This window comes from Pedobacter sp. PLR, from assembly GCF_026239675.1.
Classification (GTDB): Bacteria; Bacteroidota; Bacteroidia; order Sphingobacteriales; family Sphingobacteriaceae; genus Pedobacter.
Genome location: NZ_JAPIVQ010000005.1, coordinates 1 through 25,682 on the forward strand (window position 1 = coordinate 1; position 25,682 = coordinate 25,682).

A 25,682-nucleotide genomic window follows, 5' to 3' on the forward strand; every position below is an offset into this window, starting at 1 on the left:
TCTGGTATCTGATGCAGTTATCCTGATTGCTCACCCGATTCCGGCGACTCCTGAAATTACCGTAAGCCAGAAAGAATTCTGCGAAGGCAACAGCACTACGCTGACTTCCCCGGAAGCTACCGGCAACCAATGGTACAAAGATGGTAACCCGATACAGGATGCAAACCAGCAAACTTACATCGCTACGGAAAGCGGGAAATACACTTTAACCGTTACCTTAAACAATTGCCTGAGCTTAACATCGGAAGAAGTTGTCTTAATTGCTCATCCGATTCCAGCTACTCCGGATGTTACCGTAACTCAGACAGAGTTCTGCGAGGGCAGCAGTACTGTGCTAACTTCTTCTGCAGCTACCGGCAACCAGTGGTATAAAGATGGCAGCCCAATAACAGGTGCAATCAACCAAACCTACATCGCCACAGAAAGCGGAAAATATACAGTTTATGTAACCTTAAATAACTGCGTTAGTCTGGTGTCAGAAATGGTAACGATCAAGGTGAACCCGATTCCAAATCAACCCATTATCACCGCTGCCACCCAGACGACCTTCTGTGCAGGCGGGCAGGTAGTATTAAGCGCTACTGCGTCCGACAGTTACCAATGGTACAAAGGAGGCAGTCCAATAACAGGTGCAACCGGTCAGACTTATACCGCTACCGAAAGCGGAATCTATACCGTAAAAATCACTTCGATTGCCTGCGAAAGCCCGGCTTCGGAACCAGCAGTGGTTACGGTAAACCCGATTCCAAATCCGCCAACCATTACTTTCATAAACCATGCAGTATTTTGCGAGGGTGGTAGTACAACCCTTACCTCATCAGAAATCAGCGGAAATCAATGGTACAAAAACGGCGTACTAATTCCAGGTGCTACGGCTAAAACCTATACTGCAACTACACCCGGCGACTACTCCGTTCAATTTACAAACGACAATGGTTGCGTAAGCACGATATCCTTACCAACTACCGTTACAGAAGTTCAGTACCCTGAACAGCCTCATATTTCTCCATCAAATGAAACTACTTTCTGTGAAGGTGGAGTTGTAATTTTAACCTCATCAGCGGTAAATGGAAACCAATGGTATAAAAACGGAATCCTCATTCCTAATGCAACTGCTCAAAGTTACAGCGTAAATGAAATTGGTGTGTACACCGTCAAAGTGACCAATACTGCGGGTTGTACCAGTGCAGTTTCAGCGACAACCAGAGTGACTGTAAGCCAGGTTCCTAAAGGCTATGACGACACCAGGACTCCTTTAACCTGTAATCAATCCTCATTTGTTTACCCACTGCAAGCCAATATCAACAATACGGTAAAAGGTGGAAATTCGGTACCGGCAACATTCAGCTGGACGGTAAGTTCTCCGGTAACAGGTGCACTAAACGGAACGGGAAATACCATTAGTACCAATCTTTACAACCCAACAGCAATCGCTCAGGATGTTATTTACACCGTTACGCCAAAAGGGCTAGACGGTGGCTGTGATGGAATTCCTTTTAAAATCACCATCAGAGTTCCCGCTTGTATCGGCCTTTCAATTACGAAAACCGCAGACCTGCAAACTGTTTCTGTTGCCGGAGAAAAGATAAATTACACGATCACGGTTAAAAATACCGGAACGGCAGATCATCACCATGTGATCGTTAGCGATCCGCTGATCGGTGGACAACTGAACCAGAAGACTGGCGACAATGGTAACAACATTCTGGAAAGATCAGAATCATGGATTTATAAAGGAACTTACACCGTAACTCAATCAGATTTAGATAAAAATGGCGCGCCAACTGCAAACCTTGCTAAAATTCAAAATACCGCGACTGTAGAAAGTACAGAACACCCTCTTGTTTCGACGACAGCAGATGTACGTATTCAGCAGAACCCTAAAGTGAGTTTGCTGAAAACCGGGCGCTTCAATAACGACTTTAAAACGATTACCTACAATTTTATCATCAAGAATACCGGAAACGTTACCCTGCACAATCTGGTCCTGTCTGACCCAAAAATCTCCAGACCAATCCTCATATCCGCAACCACAATCGCACCGGGAGCTTCTATCACACATAGGGAAAATTATACCGTTACAGAAGATGAAAAGTTGAATGGGAACGTGAGAAATGTTGCTCAGGTAGATGGGAAGACAGAGATCGGGGAAGTTGTTTCGGATATCTCTGGTACGAGCGAGGACAATGATAGGCCGACGGATATAGATGTTGTCCGTTACCCTTCCGCAGTAGACGATTATGCAAAGACCAAAATAGATAATGAAGTCATGGTTGCAGTAGCTAAAAACGACCGCGCAAGTCTTTTTCCTTTAGATGTTAGTACGGTAGAAGTGCAGATGATGCCATCAAACGGAAGCCTGCAAATGAATAAAGATGGAAAAATCGTTTATCAGCCAAATAAAGGATACTCGGGCGTTGAAAAGTTTAGCTATAAAATCAACGATTCCGTAGGATTATCTTCTAATGTAGCCATGGTAACAATCACTGTAGTTCCGCCGGATCTGGAAATACCAAATACGTTTACGCCAAATGGCGATGGAAAGAATGATACTTTCCAGATCATTGGAATAGCCGCTTATGAAAATGTTGACCTCGCTGTATTTAATCGCTGGGGCGATCAGGTATACAAAAACAACAACTATAAAGGAGAGTGGGATGGGATGGGCTTAAATGAGGGGACGTATTTCTACGTGTTAAAACTTAAAAAAGCAGGAGAGGTTACGACCCGTAAAAGCTGGATTTTAATCAAAAGATAATGAGAAAACTGATCACCATAATGATAGGTATTTGCTGCATGCAAATTGGAAAAGTAGCTGCACAGCAAAACATCCAGTTTACGCAGTATATATTCAATAGTCTGAGTGTAAATCCTGCTTATGCGGGCTATAAAGAAGAGTGGTTTGTACAACTCGGATTACGGGCACAATGGGTGGGAATGGAGGGAGCACCACAAACAGGAACGGTTTCCATTGATGGGATATTAGATCCGCTGGATCGTAAAATGGGCTTAGGTGTGCAGATTACAACCGATAAAATCGGGGCGCAATCTGCAACTTCAGCAACCCTGAATTACGCTTACCGCTTACAATTAAATGGAGAGGATACCCAGCGATTGAGTTTTGGTTTGGGCGTAGGTGCGGCACAGTATAGTTTAAAAGGGCAGCTGCTAACCACGGTTCAGCCCGGAGACGAGGCCATACCAATAGGGAATCAAAGTAATATCGTTCCTGATTTACGCCTCGGTGTGTTTTACAATTCGGACTATTGGTACCTCGGACTGTCTGCTTTGGACCTGTTTTCCGGACCCGATAAAAGAAGGAATCAATCTTCCTCTTTAAATGTCATTCGTAGCCGACACGCATATATGATGGGCGGGGCATTAATTAATGTTTCACCGGAAATCAGAATCAGACCCAGTATCCTCATTAAAGAAGATTTTAGAGGGCCAACCAGTGCCGATTTCAATACCATGTTCATCATTAATGATAAAGTCTGGATCGGCGGTTCCATTCGCACAGGGTTCAACCTGTGGAAAAAGAACTTAGAAGGATCTTCCCCGGGTAAAGAAAATTCTATATCCGGCATTGTTCAGTTTTTTGTAAATGAGCGTTTTAGATTTGGGTACTCTTATGATCACGTCACCAGTGCATTGGGGAGTAATCAAAATGGATCCCATGAGATCACGATGGGGCTCGCCTTTGGTAAAGTCCCGAGATCCTTCATTTGTCCGAGGGTATTCTAAATCAATAACCTGCCTTTGGGTAATATAACCGCGTATTTCTGGAAGTACCTAACATCGCCCCCGGAACTACAGGTGTTTTTCCTGGTTTGCTATGGATATCATGAAGCAAATCATTATGCTTTTCCAGGAGAATGATGTACTTTTTCATCCAATACTGGACAGAATCGCTGTAATAATGCTCATCTTCCATTCTTTCCTTAGTTAAATCTGCCATGATCCGATCTCCTTCTTTTGCAAAAGCCTCCGGAAATTCATTTCCAAAATCATGATCTATTACTTTGCCGATTTTACACACCACATCAATGCCAATCTGTTTCTGTTGAAACCAATTGTAAATAGAAGTTCTGCTTACATCTAAAATACGGGAAAGTTCTGAAATGCTGATCTTATTGCGCACGACACGCTCAATCAGACCGTCGTTGTTGATTAAAATCATAAGATAATAGTTTAGGTTTAATAAGAAACCAGCATACTATTATTTCAAACATAAGACCAGATTGGGACTAATCTTTTTGGAAGGTAATGAAAATAATTGCTAATCTCAAAACAAATAAATTTTCTGATGAAACAATTAATTGCATGGATTACTCCTTACAGGTCGCCTAATTGCTCATAGGTAGAATAGTTGCTTTTACGATGAGTTGTATCGATATAAAGGGAAGAAATCCAGGTCAGCAGCTTTATTGATTTCCAGTTTTTGAACCAATACATGATAAACTTCCGGGTTGGCAATGTATCTCCAGCTATTGAAATCAAGGATCAGATCTGAAAAAGCGGCCTTCCATTCAAAAAGCGCGTCTTCCTTAAAATTTAGCCCGGAACCAAGATGGAAATACCGGGCACCCATTTTACGGCCAATCACACTGATCTCATCCGTGAGTAATTTAGCCGGGGAATCTGGTAAATAAGCGGTAAGTGTGCCTAAAAGATGAGCCTGGATAATCTCATTGCTGCATACCACATAGGCAGCTGATACCGCCTGATCACCCAGGTATACCAGTAATAATTTACAATTTAGCTCATCCGAATAATAGAGATCTCTGAAATAGGAGCGGGGAAACAGGTGACTGCCGGAAGGACTAATCCTTTTCATATGCTCCATATATAGCTGCGCAAAGATGTCAATGTCGGCTATAGAATCCGACTCCCTGACTATATAACCCTTTCGTCTCAATTGACTGATGTTGCTCCTCAACCGGCTGTGGTATTTTTTCCGCTGATCTTGAATAGAGAGCGTCAGGTCTATGGCCACCGTTTTCCCGTTAGCATGAATGCCACCCAATTTGGATATGGGTAAGGACTGATCGAAAAATGGATGTAACCTTGAAAAAACCGAAACTATCTTTTCTTCTTTTAAATATTCCAGAAAGGATAGCCTGAAATTTTCAAGAAACAGTGTGCTCAGTGTGCAGAATTTCTGATTGGAAATAGGACCGGTATACCCATAAACAGAAGTCAGATCGGAGTACTCCTCACCAGGGATTTCTCTTTTGATTAAGGGAAGCGCCAGGTAGTTTTCTCCTTCTTCATAAACGAAAAGTAAGGGCTCAGCAGCCAACTCCATCGAATGATAATGCCAGCTGTGGTAAAAGTCGTGCTGCAAGGAATTTCCTACATAATACTTCCAGTCTTCTTTTTCAAATAGTTGAATTAATCTTTTCATAATTGACGGAAGATTTGAATGCTGTATTTCTCAAGAGTCCATCCAGCATATTTTCTGAACGCAATTCCACCGCTTTTGCACGCATCTCCCTGTTAATTATAGGATATCGGGCCAGTGTGTATTGTGTTTAACACCACATTGCTGACCGGGAAATTGCTGACTAATACACAGTTCAAATGGTCAAAAACCAGAATCACATTTTTGCCCTGAACCCTGATAACCGTTCCATCCTGATCGGAAAACAGGCCTTGCTTAACCCTTACGCGGTCACCACTGTTGATGCCCTGAAGGCTCAGCACCTCTACATCGGGGCAGTTTTGGCTGTATTCTCTTATTTTCTCAATCACCTGATCTTTAATCACTGCAGGTTTGGCCATATAATAAACGAAGTTCATAACCCCAATTGTTTGCCTTACTTTATAAGCATCACGCTCATTGATGCGCACAAAAACATAAGAGCTGAACAGTGGTAAATCCACTTGTTTTATACGGTCTGCCCATTGATTCATGACTTTTCTTAACGGACAATAGGATTCTATGCCCTGGAGTTGTAAGAGCCGTTCTACTTTTTTTTCCCATCTCGGGCGGGTGTAGATCACCAGCCATTGTTTGCGCCATAACGCATGGTGTGTGTCCTGTAATTTCATGATGAAAACGTTAAAAGTCAGGTGTTTGGCTACAGCTTCGCCACCTCAGTTACAGGAGTAACAGTGTTTACGGTATCTTAAATCTGCCTGGTATTAATCTGGTCTTTCGGGGGTTCAGATACATCGATAAATTAAACGAGGTCCAGGTCTTTTTTTAGGAGGATAAGGCTGTAGATTAAAGTTATCTGTTTAAAATTCAGTAGTATGTGGTTTTTGAATGTTGTGGTTAAACTGTTAAACTGATCAATATTGTTGACAATAAAATACGGGGAAGAGGGATGATAAATACGGGAAATACGGATAATATGGACAGTTTGTACAGGTCGGATTTACAGGGGGCAGGAGTAGCATTTATTTTCTTCACTCCTTTAAGGGGTTAATTTGTTAGATGATCTCAATTTTTTTATATTAGGTTAACGCGATTGAAAAAATGATCGGTTTTCAAAACTATTAAATTTATGTTTGACGAATTGAGTAAATATAAACAGGGCAATTTCTTTTTTCAGGCAACAGACAGTTTAGTAGAGGTCTGCAATGTAGATGCCCATAATTATGGGCTATACCTGGTTTACGCCTTAAGAAAGGGCAGGGTGGAGCTGGTTTATATCAATAAATCCGGTCCACCGGAAAAATCAAAAGATTTGAAGATCAATACAGACATTGCAGACGACCTGCGGGAAAATTTACTGAATGGTTTCCAGTTCGGTGAAATTGAACGCAAGAATTCATGGCCCGTTCAAATGATGATTGAGGATATAGAAGCTTTACACGTCCATTGGTATGTTACTTATGACCATAAGAATAAGGACCTACCAGCAACCATGAAATCTAAAATCCTCCAGATATACCAGGGGATTTATGGACAGTTGCCAAGATGGAACCAAACCTAAACCCCCGGGTTTAAATACATTTTTCAACCGTTGATCTGGATACTCAAATGTGTTGAGCTGAACTTACCGGATGTATACAGTTTTGATGTTCACGAACTCCCTGATGCCAAAAGAACTGAGCTCTCTCCCGTAACCACTTTGATTGATTCCACCAAATGGCAATCTCGAATCTGATTTTACAAGGCTATTGACAAAGCAGGATCCTGCGTTTAGTTTCTTTGCAGCAATTTCTTCACCATGTGCTTTGGAAGCTGTAAATACTGCTGCTCCTAATCCAAAGGGACTGTCGTTAGCGATTTTTATCGCTTCTTCCTCATCTTTTGCACTGAATATCAAGGCTACCGGACCGAATATTTCATCCTGCCAGGCAGGCATTCCTTTTTTTATACCCGTAAGAATGGTAGGCGTATAAAAAGCGTGATCGCCTTTAAAATCAGGGATTTCTCCACCAAGAATACATTTTGCCCCCGCTTTGATGTTGTCGGTTACCTGTTGGTGTAACTCATCGCGCAGGTCTTTTCTGGCCATAGGACCGAGGTCGGTTTTGGCTTCAAAAGGGTCTCCGGTAGTTTTCGACTGCATCTTGAGCAGAAAGATTTTGAGAAACTCTTTTTCTATCTCTTTGACTAAAATGAATCTCTTCGCTGCAATACAGCTTTGGCCATTGTTAATCAGTCTGCTTTGCATACAAATTTCTGCGGCCTGCTCCAGGTCGGCATCTGCCAATACCAGATAAGGATCACTTCCTCCCAATTCCAGTACGGTTTTTTTCAAATGAAAACCTGCTTGTTGTGCCACCTGTTTCCCTGCTTCGGTGCTTCCGGTTAAGGTTACGGCTTTGATGAAAGGATGCGCAATGGCCAGTTTAACCATTTTACTGTTGATCAGGAGCACGCTGAAAACATCTTTCGGAAAACCAGCTTCTTTGATCACTTCTTCTATCGCCAATGCGCAACCGCTTACATTGGAGGCATGTTTTAATACACCCGCATTCCCCGCCATCAGGGCAGGTGCCAAAAACCGGAACAACTGCCAAAAGGGAAAATTCCAGGGCATCACCGCCAGTACCACGCCCAATGGCTGAAAGCTCACATAACTTTTACTCGCCTCTGTGGCAATGATTTCATCTTTCAGGAAGTTGGCGCCGTTTGAAGCGTAAAAATCGCAGACTGCCGCACATTTTTCAATTTCTGCAATTCCTGCCGGTAAAGGTTTTCCCATTTCTTTAGCCATTAAAGTAGCTAGTTCCGTTTTTCGCTTTAAAAGCACAGCCGAAGTATTTCTGAGGAATTCTGCCCGTACTGAAAAACGGGTATCTTTCCATTTTAACCAGGCAGCATGTGTCTTTTCTATCTTTCCATTTACTTGCTTTTCCGTATCTTCTATATAGGTTTTTATCGTCTTTCCATTCGTAGGGTTCACTGATATCATACTTTTCCGCGTTTTATATCTAAATTATAACAGCAAATAACCAGGAGGATTTGTTTGATTAATTTTTGAACATGAATCTCCTGTAACTATCATGTAAGATAGTTATTTTTTGTAGTTGTATAAAATTTTACGCTAAAAAGGGTATTGTTTTTCCGTTCAGGTGATTAACCGGGTTTTCCCGGTAAGTGGTCCAGTTGTTTTTTGAGGGTCTGATATTCTTTTTCCAGATATTTAAAAGCTTTAGTCCGCGGTTTTTCGCCATAATTGGCTATCATTTGCTTTGAATAATTGCCTTCCAGCTGATCAAACCTTACTTTTACCTGCTGGTATTTCTCTGCCTGTTGTTTTTCTGCTGCATTTTGACCTTCACCATTCAGATTACCCAGATAAACACTGTCAGACACCTTTTCGCCATCCGCAGAAATAAAGGAAATATAGGGTTCTATCTGTTGATTCAACACGTTCTCATACACCGGAATAAAGCACTTTCCCTCAGATCTTCTAGCCACATTCAGATATTCCTGGTCTTTTCCGGTTTCCGGGCAACAAATCATGACCATCACGCTGTCGTTGTCCTGTAAGCCTGGATACTCTTTTGGATCCCAGGTGATTTCCAGTCCACCGGCTAACTTATTGATCTTTAAATCAGCGGTTTCCGGCATCACACCCTGGCTTAACTTAACCTTGCTGTAATCGATGCTGATATTTGGGTATTCACCTTTTAAAGCCTGTTTTTTATGATAGGAAGTGGCTAAGTTATGTGCATTATGGACTGTTCCTCTGGCTTGCAAACCGTAACCTAGTTTAATAAACCCGCCCATTCTTTTAAGCAGTTTGGTGGTGACGGCCATTTCCTGATAATTGGCCAGTTGAAGTGTACTTGGTTTTCCTTTTCTGCCGTTTAAGCGTACTACAGGCTGCCCGTTGAGCATATAAAAAACAAGATTGCCGACTTTTCCGTTGAGGTGGCCCTGTGGGCCGTTAGAAGCTATTGCCATATTAGAGTCGTTAAAGGTTTGAAGTTGAGCGCAGTACCATACAGCATGCTTAGCATGAAGGTAGTCATAATCTTCGGGTTATCCCGCTAATGACATCATAATTACCAGGCTGTTAAAAGAAAGTTACAAGCTGACCTTCAAGGCTTTCATAGGGCTTAAAGCCCTATTAGGCCCTATCAACCTCCAATCAAAACACAAAGGATGCCCTGATAATCGTATTGTCAATATGTAGGCATGCTAACCGAATTAGGGTTATAGGATAGCCATTGTATACCTGAGGGCTGAATGAATAGGGTTTTAACGTCAAGGGATGCCTGATAGGGATGGAGATAAGAAGATATTTAATAAATATTTACAGGCGTTTTTATTATAATTCAAAATCGTATTTATAATTTGCGGCCAGATTAATTAAATAAATATGGCTTCAGGTTTTTTTGCGATTTTGGATGATATAGCTGCTTTAATGGATGATGTGTCGGTTGCGGCTAAAATAGCGACGAAAAAAACAGCAGGCATATTGGGGGATGATTTAGCGGTGAATGCAGAAAAAGCCACTGGTTTCCTCTCTTCACGTGAATTACCTGTGCTTTGGGCAATTACCAAAGGCTCTTTAATTAATAAGATTATTATTGTTCCAATCGCCTTACTGCTCAGTGCATTTTTCCCGGTTGCTATCAAAGTTATCCTGGTCTTAGGAGGATTCTATCTGGCCTATGAGGGGGTTGAAAAGATAGTGGAATACCTTTTCCACCGTTCAAAGGATGGACATGAAGTGATTGCAGAGATTAAACAGGATGGTGATGAGGCGGAAAAAGCAAAGATTAAATCGGCTGTTACCACCGACTTTATTCTTTCTGTAGAGATCGTCATTATTGCACTGGGAACGGTTTTAACAGCAACTTTACCGATACAGATCTTAACCGTTTCGGCCGTGGCAATATTGGCTACCATTGGTGTTTATGGCATTGTTGCAGTTATCGTAAGGATGGATGATGTTGGCCATAAATTAATCAAACGTTCCAATGATAAAGGGATCTTTGCCAGCCTTGGGCAGTTATTGGTGAAGTCGCTACCCGTAATCATCAGGATTCTAAGTGTCGTTGGAACCATTGCTTTAATCCTGGTTTCCGGCGGAATCTTTGTTCATAATATTGACTTCTTACACCATTTATTTCCGGGTATGCCCGCTATGATTAAAGAGGCGTTGATTGGATTTGTTGCCGGATTAGTTGTGGTTGCAGCAACAACAGGTACTAAAAAAGTGATCTCCTTATTGAAGCGATAAGCTAATGAATTTATGGCGTAATTATCCGTTCACGTTGATGTTCATCTTTGCGTCGTGGATTGCCCAGGTCAGTTCTCGGTAGGTCTTGCCAGGGAATTTTTGTTTCGTTCTCATCTGCCTGATCATTCAGGTTTTCAATTGCCGGCAATTCATGACTGTCTCTTCGGTCGGTGCTGCTGTGGTGCTTTGGGATGTTTAAATTCTGTGGATTTTCAGCGTCATAGTCTGCTGAACCGGGCTTTGGCGTACTTTGATTTTTCATAATGAATAATTTTAAGGTTAGGAATCATCAGGCCTGTTTGTAAAAAAGATAACATTCTGAATGTTAAATGGTTTTTCAGAAAAGGGTTAATGATTAACCAGGATTAGGATTTAACCCGGATTTGATCAGTTTACCTGTTGCTCCAAATTATATTTGGCAGGTCATATAAAAATGACAAACAAATGAACGGGTAAAACGTGGATGTTCTGACTTTTCTTTGTGTGAATTATACGAGATTAAAAGAAATCAGGCTGTCAATACAGGTAATAAAATTAGAACGGATGAAAATTCCGGAAGGAATTACGCTAATTGCCGCCGACTTCACCTCATTTTTCTGGACTATTCTTTTAAAGTTTATAGAATAGACAGAAATAATTCACAAAACATCTTGTTTTCTTAGGGTTTATTTGATAAGGTATTGTATTTTTGCATAAAAATTCAAATAAATGACTCGTAAGAATAGTAATTCGGAAAAAACTGCGGATGTTGTATTGATTGGAGCAGGGATAATGAGCGCCACGTTAGGTGTATTACTCAAAGAATTGCAGCCGGATATCACCATAGAAATTTTTGAAAGACTGGATGTTGCTGCTGCAGAGAGTTCTGATGCCTGGAATAACGCCGGCACCGGGCATTCTGCATTTTGTGAGCTAAATTATACGCCACAATTAGCGGATGGTTCAGTTGAAACTGCAAAGGCTGTAGCTATCGCAGAATCTTTTGAAGTATCCAAGCAGTTTTGGTCGTTCCTGGTTAATAGCAACCTGGTAGGATCACCCGAAACATTTATTAAGAGCATTCCGCACGTTAGTTTTGTGTGGGGAGAGAAAAATGTTGCGTTTTTACGTGAACGTTTTGACAGACTTCAGGAAAATCTTCTCTTCGAAGGAATGAAGTATTCTGAAGATCCGGAACAATTGAAGAAGTGGATGCCTTTAGTAATGGATCAACGTGATCCGGCAGAAAAGGTAGCCGCCACAAGAATGACAATGGGAACCGATGTAAATTTTGGTGCCTTAACCAGAATGATGTTCAATACACTTCAAAAAATGGAAGGTGTGAGCATGCACTTTTCTCATGATGTGAAAAAACTAAAGCAAAAAGACGGGCTTTGGGATGTGAAAGTGAAAAACGGATTCACAGGAGATAAGCGTGTGGTGAAAGCTAAATTTGTTTTCATTGGTGCTGGTGGTGGCTCAATGCCACTATTGGAGAAATCCGGTATTCCTGAGGGTAAAGGTTTTGGTGGCTTCCCGGTAAGTGGACAATGGTTGAAATGTATCAATCCGGATGTCATTGCCAATCATGATGCTAAAGTATACGGTAAAGCTTCGGTTGGTGCGCCACCGATGTCTGTTCCACACTTAGACACCAGAATGATCGATGGTAAAAAAGCATTGCTTTTTGGTCCTTATGCAGGATTCTCTACAAGATTCCTGAAAAACGGTTCTTTAATGGACCTTCCTATGTCAATTAAAGTGAATAATATCCGTCCGATGATTTCCGCCGGACTGGATAATTTACCACTTACAAAATATTTAATCAACCAGGTACGTCAATCTCCGGAAGATCGTATGACCGCTTTAAGAGAGTATTTACCAACTGCCAAAATGGAAGATTGGGAACTGGAAACTGCTGGTCAGCGTGTTCAGGTGATTAAGAAGGATGAAGAACATGGCGGTATCTTAGAATTCGGTACAGAAGTAGTTACTGCTGCCGATGGTTCTATTGCTGCTTTACTTGGAGCTTCTCCAGGGGCTTCTACCGCAGTTTCTATCATGATTACCCTAATGGAGCGTTGCTTCGGTGAACAGGTGAAAAGCAAAGAATGGCAGAAAAAACTAAGCGCTATGATTCCTTCTTATGGACATGCACTTAGTAAAAACATAAAAATGACTGAAGAAATCAGATCGAATACCACGAAAACTTTAAACTTGCGCGAAGCAGAATAAAAGAAGATTTTGATCCTATATTAAAGGACTTTTGGTGTAACAACTAAAAGTCCTTTTTTTGTAGCGCTACTTTTCCTTAGTTTAACCTGCACCGGGGTTTTATAACATTGTGCGTTTTCGGTCAGCCGCTGTGCGTTAACGAACAGTTTAAAATCCTTAAAGATGAATAAGCCGTGATCATTGCCTGTTTTTGGGTTTGGCATATCGTTGGCGAATGGCAGGAGAAAAAACCGCTTATGTTTAGGATCAATTTAAAAATCGCTTTGCGTAACCTCTGGAAAAATAAGAGTTATACCTTGATTAATATTCTGGGTCTCTCCATTGGCATGGCAAGCTGTATCCTGATTTTTATCTTTATCCGTTTCCAGCTGAGTTTTGATGAAGGCTATAAAAATCAAAATCGGATCTATCGCGTGGTTACCGATTGGAAATACAATTCTTTCGACGATTATTCTTCAGGAGTACCCATACCTTTTACTGCAGCGGCCAGAAATGAAATTGCGGGCATAGAGAAGATAGGCGCAATAGCCAAGGGAGGGAATGTAATTCATGTTAAAGATGAAGAAGGCAAAGAAATTATAAAAACCAGGGAAGATTTCTACTATGCAGAACCAGAGTTTTTTGAGATACTTCAGATCGACTGGCAATATGGTAAGCCATCAGAAGCATTAAAGGAGCCTAATACCGTGGCTTTATCGCAAGCTACAGCCATTAAGTATTTTGGTAACACTCAAAATGCAGTTGGCAAAAGCATCACAATTGGAAGTAAAACAGAATTAAAGGTGACCGGTGTATTTCAGGATATGCCTCAAAACAGTAGTTTCCCTTTAAAAATAGTCATCAGCTACAAAAATTTTTCGGAAAGAAATAGTACCTGCTGGGATTGTACAAGCTCCGGCAACAACAGTTATGTATTGCTTAAAGAAGGAATGAAAAGTTCAGACCTTGAGGAGATGCTGACAAAGTTCAACAAAATACATTACGCAGATCAAAATATCGCGGGTAACCAGAAGAACAGACTTCAGCCTTTAAAAGAGATCCATTTTTCTGAACTTTATGATAATTTCGCCAATTTGACGATTAGTAAACACCAGATTTATGGTCTTTCTGTCATTGGCCTGTTTTTAATCTGTACAGCCTGCATCAACTTTATTAATTTAAGTACTGCTCAGGCGGTTAACAGGTCCAAAGAAGTTGGGGTTCGTAAAGTAATGGGCGGTAACCGTAGACAGCTTATTGTTCAATTCTTAACCGAAACTGTTGCTATAGTGGTAATCGCCTTGTTATTTGCCTGCATGCTGTGTGAGCTTGCGATTCCTTCCATGCAAAATCTTTTCAAAAACCAAATGTCATTCAGCCTGTTTGCACACCCTGTTATTTTTGTGTTTATGGCGTTGCTGGTGGTATTTGTCAGCTTTTTAGCGGGTTTTTATCCGGCAATGATTATATCGGGCTTTAATCCGGCACTGGCTATTAAAAATAAGGTTGCACTGAATAACAATGGCCTAAGCTTGCGTAAAATCCTGGTGGTTGTACAGTTTGCAATTACCATAATACTGATTATCGGGACCCTGGTGATCGTTCGTCAAATGGAGTATTTGCAGCAAAAACCATTGGGATTTAGTTCAGATGCTGTAGCCATGGTTGGAATTCCAGGGGATAGTACCAGCGTAAGCAGACGTGATATTTTCAAAGAGAAGGTCCTGCAGATTCCGGGCGTACAGCTGCTGAGTTATTGCCAGTCGCCTCCGCTTTCTCAGGATGTAAATTCAACAGATTTCACCTTCAATGGGGTAAAGAACCATGATTTCGAAGTCAGAGTTTGTACAGCGGATGAAAACTACTTTGAGCTGTTTGACTTAAAAATTATTGCAGGCAAGGTCTTTACAAAAAGCGACACTACGAATGGTTATGTCGTTAATGAAACCTTTCTCAAAAAGGTAGGGATTGTTAACCCTCAGGATGCAATTGGCAAAATAATTAAAGCTTCAAACGTCAATATCCCTATTGTTGGTGTGGTGAAAGATTATAATGATAAATCTTTAAAAGAGAATATCTCCGGACTGGTTATTTCTTCAGACAAAGATCAATATTGGCGCGCGGCCATAAAGCTGGATGGCGAACATATGCTGCCTGCCATGAAACAAATTGAAGCCTTATGGAATGTTACCTTCCCCACTAGTGTTTACGATTCTGGCTTTGTTGATGAAAGGATCAATAGCTATTATGAGAGTGAAGCTGTAATGGGTATACTATTTAAGGTTTTTGCGGGTATCATTATTTTTATTTCTTTTATTGGTCTATTTGGTTTAATCTCTTTTGTTGCTGCCCAAAGGACCAAAGAGGTTGCCATTAGAAAAGTATTGGGCGCTTCTACTTTCGAATTGGTTAAAATGCTCAACGGATCATTTCTAGTCATGGTTTTTCTGGCAAACCTTGTGGCCTGGCCGCTGGCTTACCTGTTTGTTTCCAAATGGCTGTCTACTTTTGCCTATCGGATAGAGCTGAGTATCTGGCCTTTTGTGCTGGCGATGTGCATTTCTATGCTGATCACCCTGATCACGGTTAGTATCAGATCTTATAAGGCGGCAAGAGCCAATACCATTGATGCGCTTAAATATGAGTAGGGTTCAGGGCTTGATTGATTTTAGATCAGGTTTGAAGGACAGGCTGCTTTTTAAGTAAAACATTTTTGTTGTTTTGGATATTATAAGGGAAAACTAATCACAAAGAATATGACTTCAGTAAAAGCGTATGCAGCTCATCAGGCTGATAAACCATTAGAACCTTTCCAGTTGACTCGTCGTGAGCCAGGAGTAGATGATGTGGAGATTAAGATTTTATATTGTGGGGTGTGTCATTCGGACATTCACACGGCAAGAAATGAATGGGGAGGTACCATGTATCCGGTTGTACCCGGTCATGAAATTGTTGGTAAAGTGAGCCGGGTTGGTGCTAACGTAAGTAAGTTCAAAGTAGGCGACACGGTTGGTGTAGGCTGCTTTGTAGACTCTTGTGGCCATTGCAGCAATTGTAAAGATCATCAGGAACAGTATTGCGAAAACGGAAATTCACAGACTTATAATTCTTTCGAACAGGATAAAAAAACGATTACTTACGGCGGCTATTCTACACACATTGTGGTGACACAGGGTTTCGTCTTGAATATTTCCGATAAATTGCCTTTAGAAAAGGTAGCGCCTTTACTTTGTGCGGGGATCACTACTTATTCCCCGTTAAAATATTGGGGCGTGAAAAAAGGAGACAAGCTGGCGGTAGTCGGTTTGGGTGGTTTAGGGCATATGGCCGTTAAACTTGCCGCTTCCATGGGAGCAGACGTAACGATGTTGAGCCGCTCTCCTGAAAAGGCTAAAGATGCCGGAGAATTGGGTGCCCATCATTTTGCATTGACTACAGAAAAAGAGACGATGAAAGGTCTTGCCAATACTTTTGATTTTATCATTGATACGGTTTCTGCAGAACATGATTATAACCAATACCTTGCTTTATTGCGTACCAATGGGGTGATGATCTTGCTGGGCGTTCCGCCAACACCTTCTGAGGTACAGGCGGTACAACTGATCTTTGGTCGCCGTAGTCTGGTGGGCTCTCTGGTTGGAGGAATTAAAGAAACACAGGAAATGCTGGATTATTGTGCAGAACATGGCATCACTTCTGATGTAGAAATGATCAAAATAGATCAGATCAATGAGGCTTATGAAAGAACTTTGACCGGCGATGTTCGTTATCGCTTTGTGATAGACATGGCCTCTATTTAATAGTTTTTTTTACGTTTTTGACCCGGTAAGTTCAGGCTTACCGGGTTTTGTTGTTTTTAATCAGGGGCTTTCGTGTATAAATGGTTATATTTCATACTGTAAATCCTGCTGAAAGCAAGGCAATGATGAATGCTGCCAAACAATTTTAGGGTCAAAAACGTTAGCTCTTTACACATGGAAAAAATGCCTCGCTGGTCTAAAATTGCACTCAGAATATTTATTGGTTTAGTCGCCTTTGTTGCGCTCATTTTTACGGGACTTGGTTTGTATGTAAATGCAAATAAAAAGACCTTGCTGGCAACGATTACTGAACAGTTAAATAAGAACCTCAACGGCTCACTGACCATTGGGAGTATGGATCCGACCTTTTTCAAAGGCTTTCCGGGGGTGTCAATCAGTCTGCGGAATGTGGTGATCAAAGATAGCCTATGGAAGGTGCATCAGCATACTTTACTGGAAGCACAGGATTTTGAAGTTTCCGTCAATACAATGGCCCTGCTAAGGGGCACCATTGAAATCAAGAAAATTGGAATCAGTAATGCTAAAATAGACCTGTATACAGATACTGCCGGGTATAGTAATACGGCTGTTTTCAGGAAAAAAGACAAGAAAAAACCTAAAGAGGATAAGGGGAGCACAGATGCACAGCTGAAGGAATTCAGTTTATATAACGTGAATTTTATCGTCGACAATAGAAAGGGGCACAAGTTGTTTCATTTTGAGGTGGAAGCGCTGAAAGGAAAGATGGATTATTCATTTTCCGGATGGGAGGCTCAGTTGAAATTAAAGACGCTGGCGAAGAGTATGGCCTTTAATACCAGAAGAGGTAGTTTTATCAAGGATAAGGTGTTAGAGGGGCCTTTTAAGGTCAATTTCGATGAGGATACCGGGGTTCTTCTGGTTGCACCGAATCAATTGAATATTGGAAAAGATCCTTTTATGATCGGTGCCAGATTTGACACCTCAAAAGAGAATACTGATTTTGCAATTGACATTAAAGCTCCTTCAATTCTATGGATAGATGCTGCGAATCTGCTGGCACCTAATATTACGGAGAAGCTGGTGATGTTTGATTTGAAAAAGCCGATAGATGTAACCTGTACGCTGAAAGGTGATATGGGGCCTGGTGGTGATCCGGAAATTAACGTTATGGCTTTAGTGAAAGACAATATTTTGAAAACTCCGGGAGCTGTGATCGACAGCTGTAATTTTAAAGGAGTTTTTACCAATAATTATGAGCAGGGTAAGGGATTTACAGATGCGAATTCTGCGATCAAGTTGTATCAGTTTAAAGGTGCCTATACGGAAATGCCTTTTTCAATTGATACGGTCTTTATCCATAATCTGGATAAACCGATTGCCACAGGGGTGTTCAAATCTAAGTTTAGTGTCGCGAAGCTGAATAAGGCAATTGGTACGGAAACGTTGAGGTTTGGTAAAGGTACTGCAACGGTAAAGTTGGCTTATAAGGCAGATATTGTCGATTTTAAGTTGCACAAACCATTGGTGACCGGTGTAATTGATGTGGTCAATGCAGATGTAAGTTATGTGCCCAGAAAGTTGAATTTTACCAATACCGCAGTCTCTCTGAATTTTACCACTGATGATCTTTTTATTAAGAATATTCGTTTGCAGAGCGGAAAGAGTATTGTCCTGATGGACGGCCATATCCGTAACTTCCTGAATTTGTATTATAATGATCCGGCAAAAATATTATTGAACTGGCAGATTAGAAGTCCGCAGTTACACCTGGGTGAGTTTTTAGGATTTCTAGGCAGTAGAAAGCCAGCCCGGGCGGCAAAAAAGAATGCTAAGAATACCAGTTTCTCAGAAGATGTAAATGATCTGTTTGAGAAAAGTAAGGTGGATATGCACCTTAGGGTAGCAAAGGTGTATTACAATAAGTTTACCGGTACCGATGTTACAGCAGATTTGTTCCTTTCGGAAGCTGGTATAGGTTTGAAAAATATCAGTGTGAAACAGGGCAACGGTTCTATGAAGGTGAATGGTAATATCTCCCAGAAAGGTAACCATAATCGATTTCTCGTCAACACGACTTTGAATAATGTAGACGTTAAAAGTTTCTTTTATTCTTTTGATAACTTCGGGATGACCACCCTGACTTCTAAAAACCTGAAAGGGTATCTTTTCTCTAAATCTACCATTGGTGGACTGGTTACCGATCAGGGGAAACTGGTCACCAGTTCTTTGAATGGAGATATCTCGTTTGACCTGAAACAAGGTGCGCTGTTGAAATTTGAACCGATAATCAGCGTCGGGAAATTTGCTTTTCCTTTCCGGGATCTGGACAATATTACGTTTAGTAACCTGAACGGGAAGTTCGATGTCAGAGGTCCGATGATTACCATTAACCCGATGCAGATTAATTCCAGTATCCTGAATATGGATGTGGCAGGGGTATATTCGATGTCGAAAGGAACGAATATTGCCGTTGATGTGCCCTTAAGAAATCCTAAAAAGGATGCCGATATTACCGATAAAAAGGAAATTCAGGAACGTAGAATGAAAGGGATTGTCCTTCATTTACTGGCCACAGATGGGGAGGATGGCAAGATTAAGATCAAGCTGAATAAGAACAAGAACAAAGGAAAATAGGGAGGTTTTAATTGATTTAAGGCAACAGGATGAACTGTTGCCGGTCGTCGGTTAAATGCTGCCCGGGATTTCGATTTCAAATAATGCCAGAACGATGTTTTCGTAGTGTTTAGGCAATACGTCTGACGCTTCAGGAACGATATTCCCTAAATAATCGAAGCCACACCGCTCATAATAGGCGATCAATTTCGGGTTGTCTCCCCAGGTATCCAGGCGGATATATTTCTTTTCTTTTTTAGCGCCATATTCCTTAGCCCATTCAATAATCATGTTCACAAAATGATGACCCCTGAATTCGGGATTCGTGACGATACGGTGGATATATATGGCCGGATCAACATCTTTTTCTTTCCAGATCAGCGGATCATTAAAGTCGATGGCAAAGATGCAGGCCGTTTGTCCGTCGATGATTATTTTCCATTGTCTGGTTTCATCAATCTCTTTTTCAATTAAACTACGTTCAAATCCTTGCCAGTGTTTTTTAAATACTGTCTTTTGATAAGCGATGGCATCGTCATAAAGTTCAAAGATGCGCCCGATGTCGTTTTGTGCTGAAGGAATGATGGTAACGTCTTTTAACATTTTGCTTAAATTGAATTAACCGTAAAAGTCGCAATTTTATGCTAAGCGGAAGGGGTACAGATTCAATTTATTTAACGTACACAGATGAGGAAGAATTACTGTTGAAAGCCGGGTAAAATTGATAAATTTGATAGAAAGCCTGTAAGCCGCTTAAAATCAATAAACTATTTAAAACAATTGAACTATGAAACGTAACGCAACAGCCGTTTGGAATGGCACAATTAAAGAGGGTGCCGGACATCTGAGCACCGATAGTACAGTATTGGATCAGACACCATACTCATTTAACAGTAGGTTTGCAGATGGGATTGGCACCAATCCGGAGGAGCTATTGGCTGCTGCTCATGCGGGATGCTTCACGATGAAATTAAGTCTGGATCTGACAGAGGCAGGTTTTAAGCCAGGTAATCTGGAAACCAAAGCGACCATTTCTTTAGACAATGGCGTAATCAGCAGTTCTAATCTGGTTTTAAAAGCCAGCATTCCTGGTATTACAGAAGAGCAGTTTCAGGAAATTGCAAAGGGAGCAAAAGCAAATTGTCCGGTGAGTAAGGCCTTCGCTATGGATATTACTTTAGACGCTAGCTTAGTATAAGTACCTCGCTGTCTTTTAGCGATTAACAGATGAAACTGTCAGATGCAAATAAATGCTTTTGGCAGTTTTATCATTTTAGAGCGGTTTTAATCGCAAATGCGTGAATAAAATTCGCAATATTCTTTAAACCGGCTGAAAATAAAGGAATTGATGAGAGAAATAAGGTAAAATTTCTATTTTAGGAGAAATTATCAAATTCAATAGAAATGAATAAGCCGATACTTGTTTTGAAATTAGGTACTGCATCTATTACGACTCCAAAAGGAGAGTTGGATGAGGGAGTTATTGCTGATGTAGCGGCACAGGTTGCCCGGCTGGCGAAAGGACACCGGCTAATTCTGGTTTCTTCCGGTGCTGTTGCTGCGGGAAAGCAATTCTTAAAGAACTACAAAGGGAAAATCTCTGAAAGAAAGGCTGCGGCTGCTATCGGGAACCCCATATTGTTGAACACCTATTCGAAGCATTTTTACCCCTACGGCATCCAGATGGCGCAAAGTCTGTGTGAGCGCCGGCACTTTTCCAATAGAACGCAATTTCTACAACTTAAAGAGACTTATGAAGAATTGTGGCGAAACGGGGTAATCCCCATTGCAAATGAGAATGATGTAGTGAGTGATCTGGAATTGAGGTTTTCTGATAATGATGAGCTGGCAACGCTGTTAGGTGTTGGTTTTGGCGCTTCGCTGATATTGTTGGGGACTTCGGTTCCGGGGGTATTGGATAAAGACGGAAAAGTTGTAGAGCAGATAGACTCGGTCAATAATGAGGTATTCTCTCTGGCAGATAAGAAAACTTCTGACCTCGGATTGGGAGGTATGGTTTCCAAACTTACTTTCGCTCATCTGGCTTCTACGATGGGGATTAAAGTGGTGATTTTTGGCATCAGAACACCGAACGGTATTCTGGATGCGGCAGCCGGGAAAACAGGTACCTTATTTACACCTGGAAATTGCACGCTGACGGCCAGAAATAAATGGCTGGCCAGTGGAAGCCTGGTCACCGGTAGGTTAATGATCGATGAGGGAGCTTCTGAGGCGATTAGAAGTCGCAAAAGCTTACTGGCAGTAGGCGTGGTTTCTGTCGTTGCTGCCTTTGAAAACGGAGAAATATTTGAGCTGATAGATGCGCAAATGAACATCGTTGCGGTAGCAAGGGCAAAAGCATCCTCAGCATCGATTCAAAACAATTTAAAACAACATAATCTGGAGATTGCCAACGCCAGTGACATCGTTATCTTATAAAAAAAGCAATGGAATCTATAGAAAACCAGTTGATTAATGCTAAGAAAGCCAGATATTCCATCGCTTCGTTGAGTGATGAAGGGAAAACATTGCTGTTGCACCGTTTGGCCGTAGTAATCCGTGATAAATCTGCTCAGATCATCGAAGAGAACTTAAAAGATCTTCAGAAAATGGCAGATTCAGATCCTAAAAAAGACCGCTTGCTATTGAATAGCGAACGAATTTTAGGATTGGCCAGCAGTTTGAAAGATGTAGCTGCTTTACCTGATCCGACCAATCAATTGATTTCCAGTAAGACAATGGACAATGGTTTACTGATTCAAAAGAAAACTGTAGCGCTGGGGGTGGTTGGGGTGATTTACGAATCCAGACCCAATGTTACCATTGATGTGGCTTCATTATGTATCAGGTCCGGCAATGTTTGTCTGCTTCGTGGCGGACAAGATGCTTTTCATACCAATCTCTTTTTAGTTTCTTTAATTCAGGAGGTTTTACTGGAATCCGGATTAGATCCAAATATTGTGCAACAATTGCCGGCGGACAGGAAATATATACTGGAAATCCTCCAGGCGGAGAAATATATTGATGTTATTATTCCCCGTGGTTCCAATGAGTTGATTTCTTTTGTGCGTAAGAACGCTTTGGTGCCTGTTATAGAGACCGGAGCAGGTGTTTGCCATACTTACGTAGCTGCTACGGCAAAGTTGCTTATAGCGGCGGAAATCGTGCAGAATGCGAAGGTCTCCCGTCCTTCAGTATGTAATGCACTGGATACGGTATTGGTAGATCAAATGATTGCTGCTGATTTCTTAAAGTTGCTGGCGCCTTTACTGGCTGCGCATCAGGTAGAAATTTTTGCAGATGATACTGCCTTTTCGATTTTAAATCGGGAGGAATATCCTTATTTGTCCGGAGCAACGACTGATGATTTTGGCAGGGAATTTCTTGATTATAAGTGTTCTGTTAAGATCGTCGAAAATATAGATGAAGCAATCGCTCATATATCTGAATTCTCTTCGAAGCATTCGGAGGCGATTGTGACGGAAAATGCGCAGGAAGCCGAACAGTTCCTGGAAGAGGTTGATGCTGCGGTTGTTTACTGGAATGCCTCTACGCGCTTCACTGATGGACAGATGTTCGGATTGGGTGCTGAAATCGGAATTTCAACACAGAAACTTCATGCCAGAGGGCCTTTTGCCTTAGAAAAACTGGTAACGGAAAAATGGATCGTGAAAGGGGATGGGCAAATAAGAAATTAACTGTGAGTTCCCCAATTCCCTATTTGGGAAAAAAGAAGGACAATGTTTTTTCGCTTATTGCAAAAAAAAGGGATTGCTACCCGTGTTTATACGGGTAAGGTAGCATGGCTTGACTTTTGAATATTGTTCAGCATAACTACTTCCTATTCCATGTCGAACAATTTAAGTCAACCTCAACCCTTACTGTTGAAAATGTTAGGGGAAATCGAGGATTATGCGATTTTATTTCTTGATCAGTATGGATGCGTGGGAAGCTGGAATAAAGGTGCCGAGAAGATCAAAGGCTATACTGCTGAGGAGATTGTGGGCCTGGACTTCCGGTTGTTTTATACCGAAGAAGCACGGGCCAATAAGATTCCTGATCAATTGCTGGAAGAAGCGATTCTGAATGGAAAGGCCCATCATAGAGGGTGGCGCGTCCGGAAAGATGGGGGACAATTCTGGGCGCATGTCACCATCACCACCGTTTATGATGACGAGAATGAGGTGATCGGTTTTTCTAAATTCACCCGGGATCTTACCGATAAGCTGAATGCCGAAAAAGCATTGAAAGAGTATGCAAGGGTACTTGAGTTCAGAAATAAAGAGCTGGAACAATTTGTATACATCGCTTCCCATGACTTGCAGGAGCCACTGCTGACTGTTAAAAACTTTGTAGGTTTATTGAAGAAAGAGTATGGAGCACTGTTTGATGAAAACGGCACTTTATACCTGAATTATATCGCGGAATCCGCAGAAAAAATGAAACACCTGATCAAAGGCGTTTTAGATTATGCGCGGTTAGGAACCCATGAGCCTAAGGATCTGGTGGATTGCAATGAGCTGATGGCAGGGCTACAAGAGTCGTTTTCTAATGAAATAGAGGGGCCTGGACTGGAAATCGGGTACGATAATTTACCGCGTGTTCCCGCTTATGAACTGGCATTGAAACAGCTTTTCCAACACTTGTTCAGCAATGCGGTAAAATTCAGAAAAAAAGAAGAGGTCCTGAAAATTCAGGTGACCGCTCATTATGAAGATTGCCATTGGCATTTTCAGTTTAAGGACAATGGAATCGGAATAGAAGAAAGATATAAGCACAAGATATTCCTGATTTTTCAGCGTTTAAATAGTCAGGAAGACTATGTAGGGCATGGAATCGGGCTTTCCCACTGTAAAAAGATAGTCGAGCTCCATGGCGGGGAGATTTATGTGAAATCCGCTTTGAATGAAGGTAGTACCTTTTGTTTTAGCCTTAAAAATGATAGATAAGCATGAAAAAATTTAAGGATCTTAGTTGTGTATTACTTGTTGATGATGACATCCCAACCAATTATATCCACCGTAAAATCGTTCAGAATACCAATATAGAAGTCGATATTAAGGCAATTACCTCTGCAAGAGAGGCGCTGGATTACCTGACATTTACCGGAAAATATGAGCAGGATGTTGAGGAGATGAGGCCCGGAATCATCTTTCTGGATATCAATATGCCCGGAATGAGTGGCTGGGACTTTATGGAGGAATACCGTAAAATTGAGGCTTCCAGAAAATCGAAAATAATTGTAGTCATGCTCACAACTTCTCTAAATCCGGATGATGAACTAATGGCCTCTGCCGACCATGAAATTATGAATTACTTACATAAACCTCTAAATGAAGACGCGTTTGTTAAAATTGCAGGTAAATATTTTGAGGAGATTAACAATTAATTCTATAGATTGGCTGTAAATTATTTTACTAATGAAACCTCCATCTATTAAGGATATTGCAAAAAAAGCAGAAGTATCCATTACAACAGTCTCATTTATCTTGAACGGCAAAGCCGAAAAGATGCGTATTAGCAAGGAGGTGATCAAACGGGTAGAAGAGATTATTCTTGAGCTTGGATTTAAACCAAATCAGATCGCCAGAAGTCTGCGGACAGGGAATACCAAAACAATCGGGTTGATTGTGGAGGATATTTCTAACCCATTTTTCTCAGCCATTGCCAGACGTATTGAAGATAAAGCCTATAAAAAGGGCTATAAAATCACCTATTCGAGTACGGAGAATGATCCGGCAAAAGCCAGAGATCTGATCGAAATGTTCAAGTCCAGAAAGGTAGATGCGTATATCATTGCACCGGTTCCGGGTATTGAGGAAGACATCAGACAGTTACTTGCAGAAAAAATTCCTGTGGTCATCTTTGACAGAAATCTTCCTGATCTGGATGTAAATTTTGTGGTTGTCGATAACTTTAAAGGTGGTTATTCCGCTGCGGAATTCCTGATTAAAAAGGGGAGAAAGAACATTGCTTTCGTGACGGTTGATGTAGCGGTAGATCAGATTAACAACCGTTATCTGGGATATGAGCAGGCATTAAAGGATCATGGTATTGAGGCAAATCAGCATTTCCTGGTTAAAATTCCATTCGATAGTACAGAAGAGGATACGAATGAGCGCTTAAAAGTCTTGTTTGAAGAGAATCCGGAGATTGATGCCGTGTTTTTCTCTACGAATTACCTGGCTGTAAGAGGTTTGTTTTTCCTTAAAAAGATTAAGAAGCCTATTGATGATGGTTTTATGATTGTGGCATATGATGATCAGGATGTTTTCAAGATCCATACACCTCCAATCAGTGTGGTTGATCAACCCATAGAACAGATCGCTGAAAAAATCATTGATATCATTCTCCAGGAGCTTTCTGCGGATAGATCATTACCCCAAACTGAAAGAAGTAAGGTTACCTTACCTACTAAATTTATAGAAAGATAAGA

General features: G+C 41.2%; 21 protein-coding genes. 14 read left to right on the forward strand and 7 right to left on the reverse strand.

Features of this window, described 5'->3' with window-relative positions; genetic code table 11:
* Window positions 1–2,758 (forward strand): gliding motility-associated C-terminal domain-containing protein (locus tag OQX61_RS13100; protein WP_265842160.1); only part of this gene is annotated, 2,758 nt, incomplete at its 5' end.
* Window positions 2,758–3,744: a type IX secretion system membrane protein PorP/SprF gene (locus OQX61_RS13105; protein ID WP_265842161.1), complete on the forward strand. Its 987-nt coding sequence runs from the start codon at window positions 2,758–2,760 to the stop codon at window positions 3,742–3,744. The genes OQX61_RS13100 and OQX61_RS13105, both read left to right, overlap by 1 nt.
* A gap of 1 nt (window position 3,745) precedes the next feature.
* Here OQX61_RS13105 and OQX61_RS13110 read toward each other — a convergent pair whose 3' ends face one another.
* The 3 genes from OQX61_RS13110 to OQX61_RS13120 all read right to left on the reverse strand — a co-directional run bounded on the left by OQX61_RS13110 (window position 3,746) and on the right by OQX61_RS13120 (window position 6,054).
* Window positions 3,746–4,180 (reverse strand): hypothetical protein, encoded by a 435-nt coding sequence (locus tag OQX61_RS13110; protein ID WP_265842162.1) that lies wholly within the window; start codon window positions 4,178–4,180, stop codon window positions 3,746–3,748.
* Window positions 4,181–4,375: 195 nt separating this feature from the next.
* Window positions 4,376–5,407 (reverse strand): GNAT family N-acetyltransferase, encoded by a 1,032-nt coding sequence (locus OQX61_RS13115; RefSeq protein ID WP_265842163.1) that lies wholly within the window; start codon window positions 5,405–5,407, stop codon window positions 4,376–4,378.
* Window positions 5,408–5,499: 92 nt separating this feature from the next.
* A complete protein-coding gene (locus OQX61_RS13120; protein WP_265842164.1) occupies window positions 5,500–6,054 on the reverse strand; it encodes a UpxY family transcription antiterminator in 555 nt (184 codons plus the stop codon).
* A gap of 458 nt (window positions 6,055–6,512) precedes the next feature.
* Here OQX61_RS13120 and OQX61_RS13125 point away from each other — a divergent pair, with 458 nt between their 5' ends.
* The gene (locus OQX61_RS13125; protein ID WP_265842166.1) at window positions 6,513–6,944 is read left to right on the forward strand and encodes a hypothetical protein; all 432 of its coding nucleotides are present in this window, start codon (window positions 6,513–6,515) and stop codon (window positions 6,942–6,944) included.
* Between the two features lie 63 nt (window positions 6,945–7,007).
* Here OQX61_RS13125 and OQX61_RS13130 read toward each other — a convergent pair whose 3' ends face one another.
* Window positions 7,008–8,375, reverse strand: coding sequence for an NAD-dependent succinate-semialdehyde dehydrogenase (locus tag OQX61_RS13130; protein ID WP_265842167.1), 1,368 nt, complete (start codon window positions 8,373–8,375; stop codon window positions 7,008–7,010).
* A 164-nt stretch (window positions 8,376–8,539) separates the two neighbouring features.
* A complete protein-coding gene (locus OQX61_RS13135) occupies window positions 8,540–9,373 on the reverse strand; it encodes a DUF6266 family protein (RefSeq protein WP_265842168.1) in 834 nt (277 codons plus the stop codon).
* Window positions 9,374–9,791: 418 nt separating this feature from the next.
* Here OQX61_RS13135 and OQX61_RS13140 point away from each other — a divergent pair, with 418 nt between their 5' ends.
* Window positions 9,792–10,658 carry a DUF808 domain-containing protein gene (locus OQX61_RS13140; RefSeq protein WP_265842169.1) on the forward strand — a complete coding sequence of 289 codons (867 nt, stop codon included), beginning with the start codon at window positions 9,792–9,794 and terminating at the stop codon, window positions 10,656–10,658.
* Between the two features lie 10 nt (window positions 10,659–10,668).
* Here OQX61_RS13140 and OQX61_RS13145 read toward each other — a convergent pair whose 3' ends face one another.
* Window positions 10,669–10,920, reverse strand: a complete 252-nt coding sequence (locus OQX61_RS13145; protein WP_265842170.1) for a hypothetical protein — start codon at window positions 10,918–10,920, stop codon at window positions 10,669–10,671.
* A 446-nt stretch (window positions 10,921–11,366) separates the two neighbouring features.
* On the opposite strand from OQX61_RS13145, the gene OQX61_RS13150 reads away from it, so the two are divergent.
* The 4 genes from OQX61_RS13150 (at window position 11,367) to OQX61_RS13165 (ending at window position 19,267) form a co-directional block, all read left to right on the forward strand.
* A complete protein-coding gene (locus OQX61_RS13150; protein ID WP_265842171.1) occupies window positions 11,367–12,872 on the forward strand; it encodes a malate:quinone oxidoreductase in 1,506 nt (501 codons plus the stop codon).
* A 236-nt stretch (window positions 12,873–13,108) separates the two neighbouring features.
* On the forward strand, window positions 13,109–15,499 hold the full coding sequence (locus OQX61_RS13155; protein WP_265842172.1) for an ABC transporter permease: 2,391 nt from the start codon (window positions 13,109–13,111) through the stop codon (window positions 15,497–15,499).
* A gap of 108 nt (window positions 15,500–15,607) precedes the next feature.
* Complete coding sequence (locus tag OQX61_RS13160; RefSeq protein ID WP_265842173.1) at window positions 15,608–16,651, forward strand: NAD(P)-dependent alcohol dehydrogenase; 1,044 nt, start codon at window positions 15,608–15,610, stop codon at window positions 16,649–16,651.
* Window positions 16,652–16,825: 174 nt separating this feature from the next.
* Window positions 16,826–19,267, forward strand: a complete 2,442-nt coding sequence (locus tag OQX61_RS13165) for an AsmA family protein (protein WP_265842174.1) — start codon at window positions 16,826–16,828, stop codon at window positions 19,265–19,267.
* A gap of 51 nt (window positions 19,268–19,318) precedes the next feature.
* Here the strand turns inward: OQX61_RS13165 and OQX61_RS13170 are convergent, their stop codons facing one another.
* Window positions 19,319–19,849 carry a GNAT family N-acetyltransferase gene (locus OQX61_RS13170; RefSeq protein WP_265842175.1) on the reverse strand — a complete coding sequence of 177 codons (531 nt, stop codon included), beginning with the start codon at window positions 19,847–19,849 and terminating at the stop codon, window positions 19,319–19,321.
* 184 nt (window positions 19,850–20,033) lie between these two features.
* On the opposite strand from OQX61_RS13170, the gene OQX61_RS13175 reads away from it, so the two are divergent.
* The 6 genes from OQX61_RS13175 to OQX61_RS13200 all read left to right on the forward strand — a co-directional run bounded on the left by OQX61_RS13175 (window position 20,034) and on the right by OQX61_RS13200 (window position 25,680).
* The gene (locus tag OQX61_RS13175; protein WP_265842176.1) at window positions 20,034–20,444 is read left to right on the forward strand and encodes an OsmC family protein; all 411 of its coding nucleotides are present in this window, start codon (window positions 20,034–20,036) and stop codon (window positions 20,442–20,444) included.
* 206 nt (window positions 20,445–20,650) lie between these two features.
* Window positions 20,651–21,685: a glutamate 5-kinase gene (proB, locus tag OQX61_RS13180; protein WP_265842177.1), complete on the forward strand. Its 1,035-nt coding sequence runs from the start codon at window positions 20,651–20,653 to the stop codon at window positions 21,683–21,685.
* Window positions 21,686–21,693: 8 nt separating this feature from the next.
* Entirely contained in the window at window positions 21,694–22,944 is a 1,251-nt protein-coding gene (locus tag OQX61_RS13185; protein WP_265842178.1) for a glutamate-5-semialdehyde dehydrogenase, read from the forward strand.
* A 150-nt stretch (window positions 22,945–23,094) separates the two neighbouring features.
* Window positions 23,095–24,195, forward strand: coding sequence for an ATP-binding protein (locus tag OQX61_RS13190; protein ID WP_265842180.1), 1,101 nt, complete (start codon window positions 23,095–23,097; stop codon window positions 24,193–24,195).
* A gap of 2 nt (window positions 24,196–24,197) precedes the next feature.
* Window positions 24,198–24,635, forward strand: a complete 438-nt coding sequence (locus OQX61_RS13195) for a response regulator (RefSeq protein ID WP_265842181.1) — start codon at window positions 24,198–24,200, stop codon at window positions 24,633–24,635.
* A 31-nt stretch (window positions 24,636–24,666) separates the two neighbouring features.
* Window positions 24,667–25,680 carry a LacI family DNA-binding transcriptional regulator gene (locus OQX61_RS13200; RefSeq protein WP_265842182.1) on the forward strand — a complete coding sequence of 338 codons (1,014 nt, stop codon included), beginning with the start codon at window positions 24,667–24,669 and terminating at the stop codon, window positions 25,678–25,680.
* Window positions 25,681–25,682 lie beyond the last annotated feature (2 nt).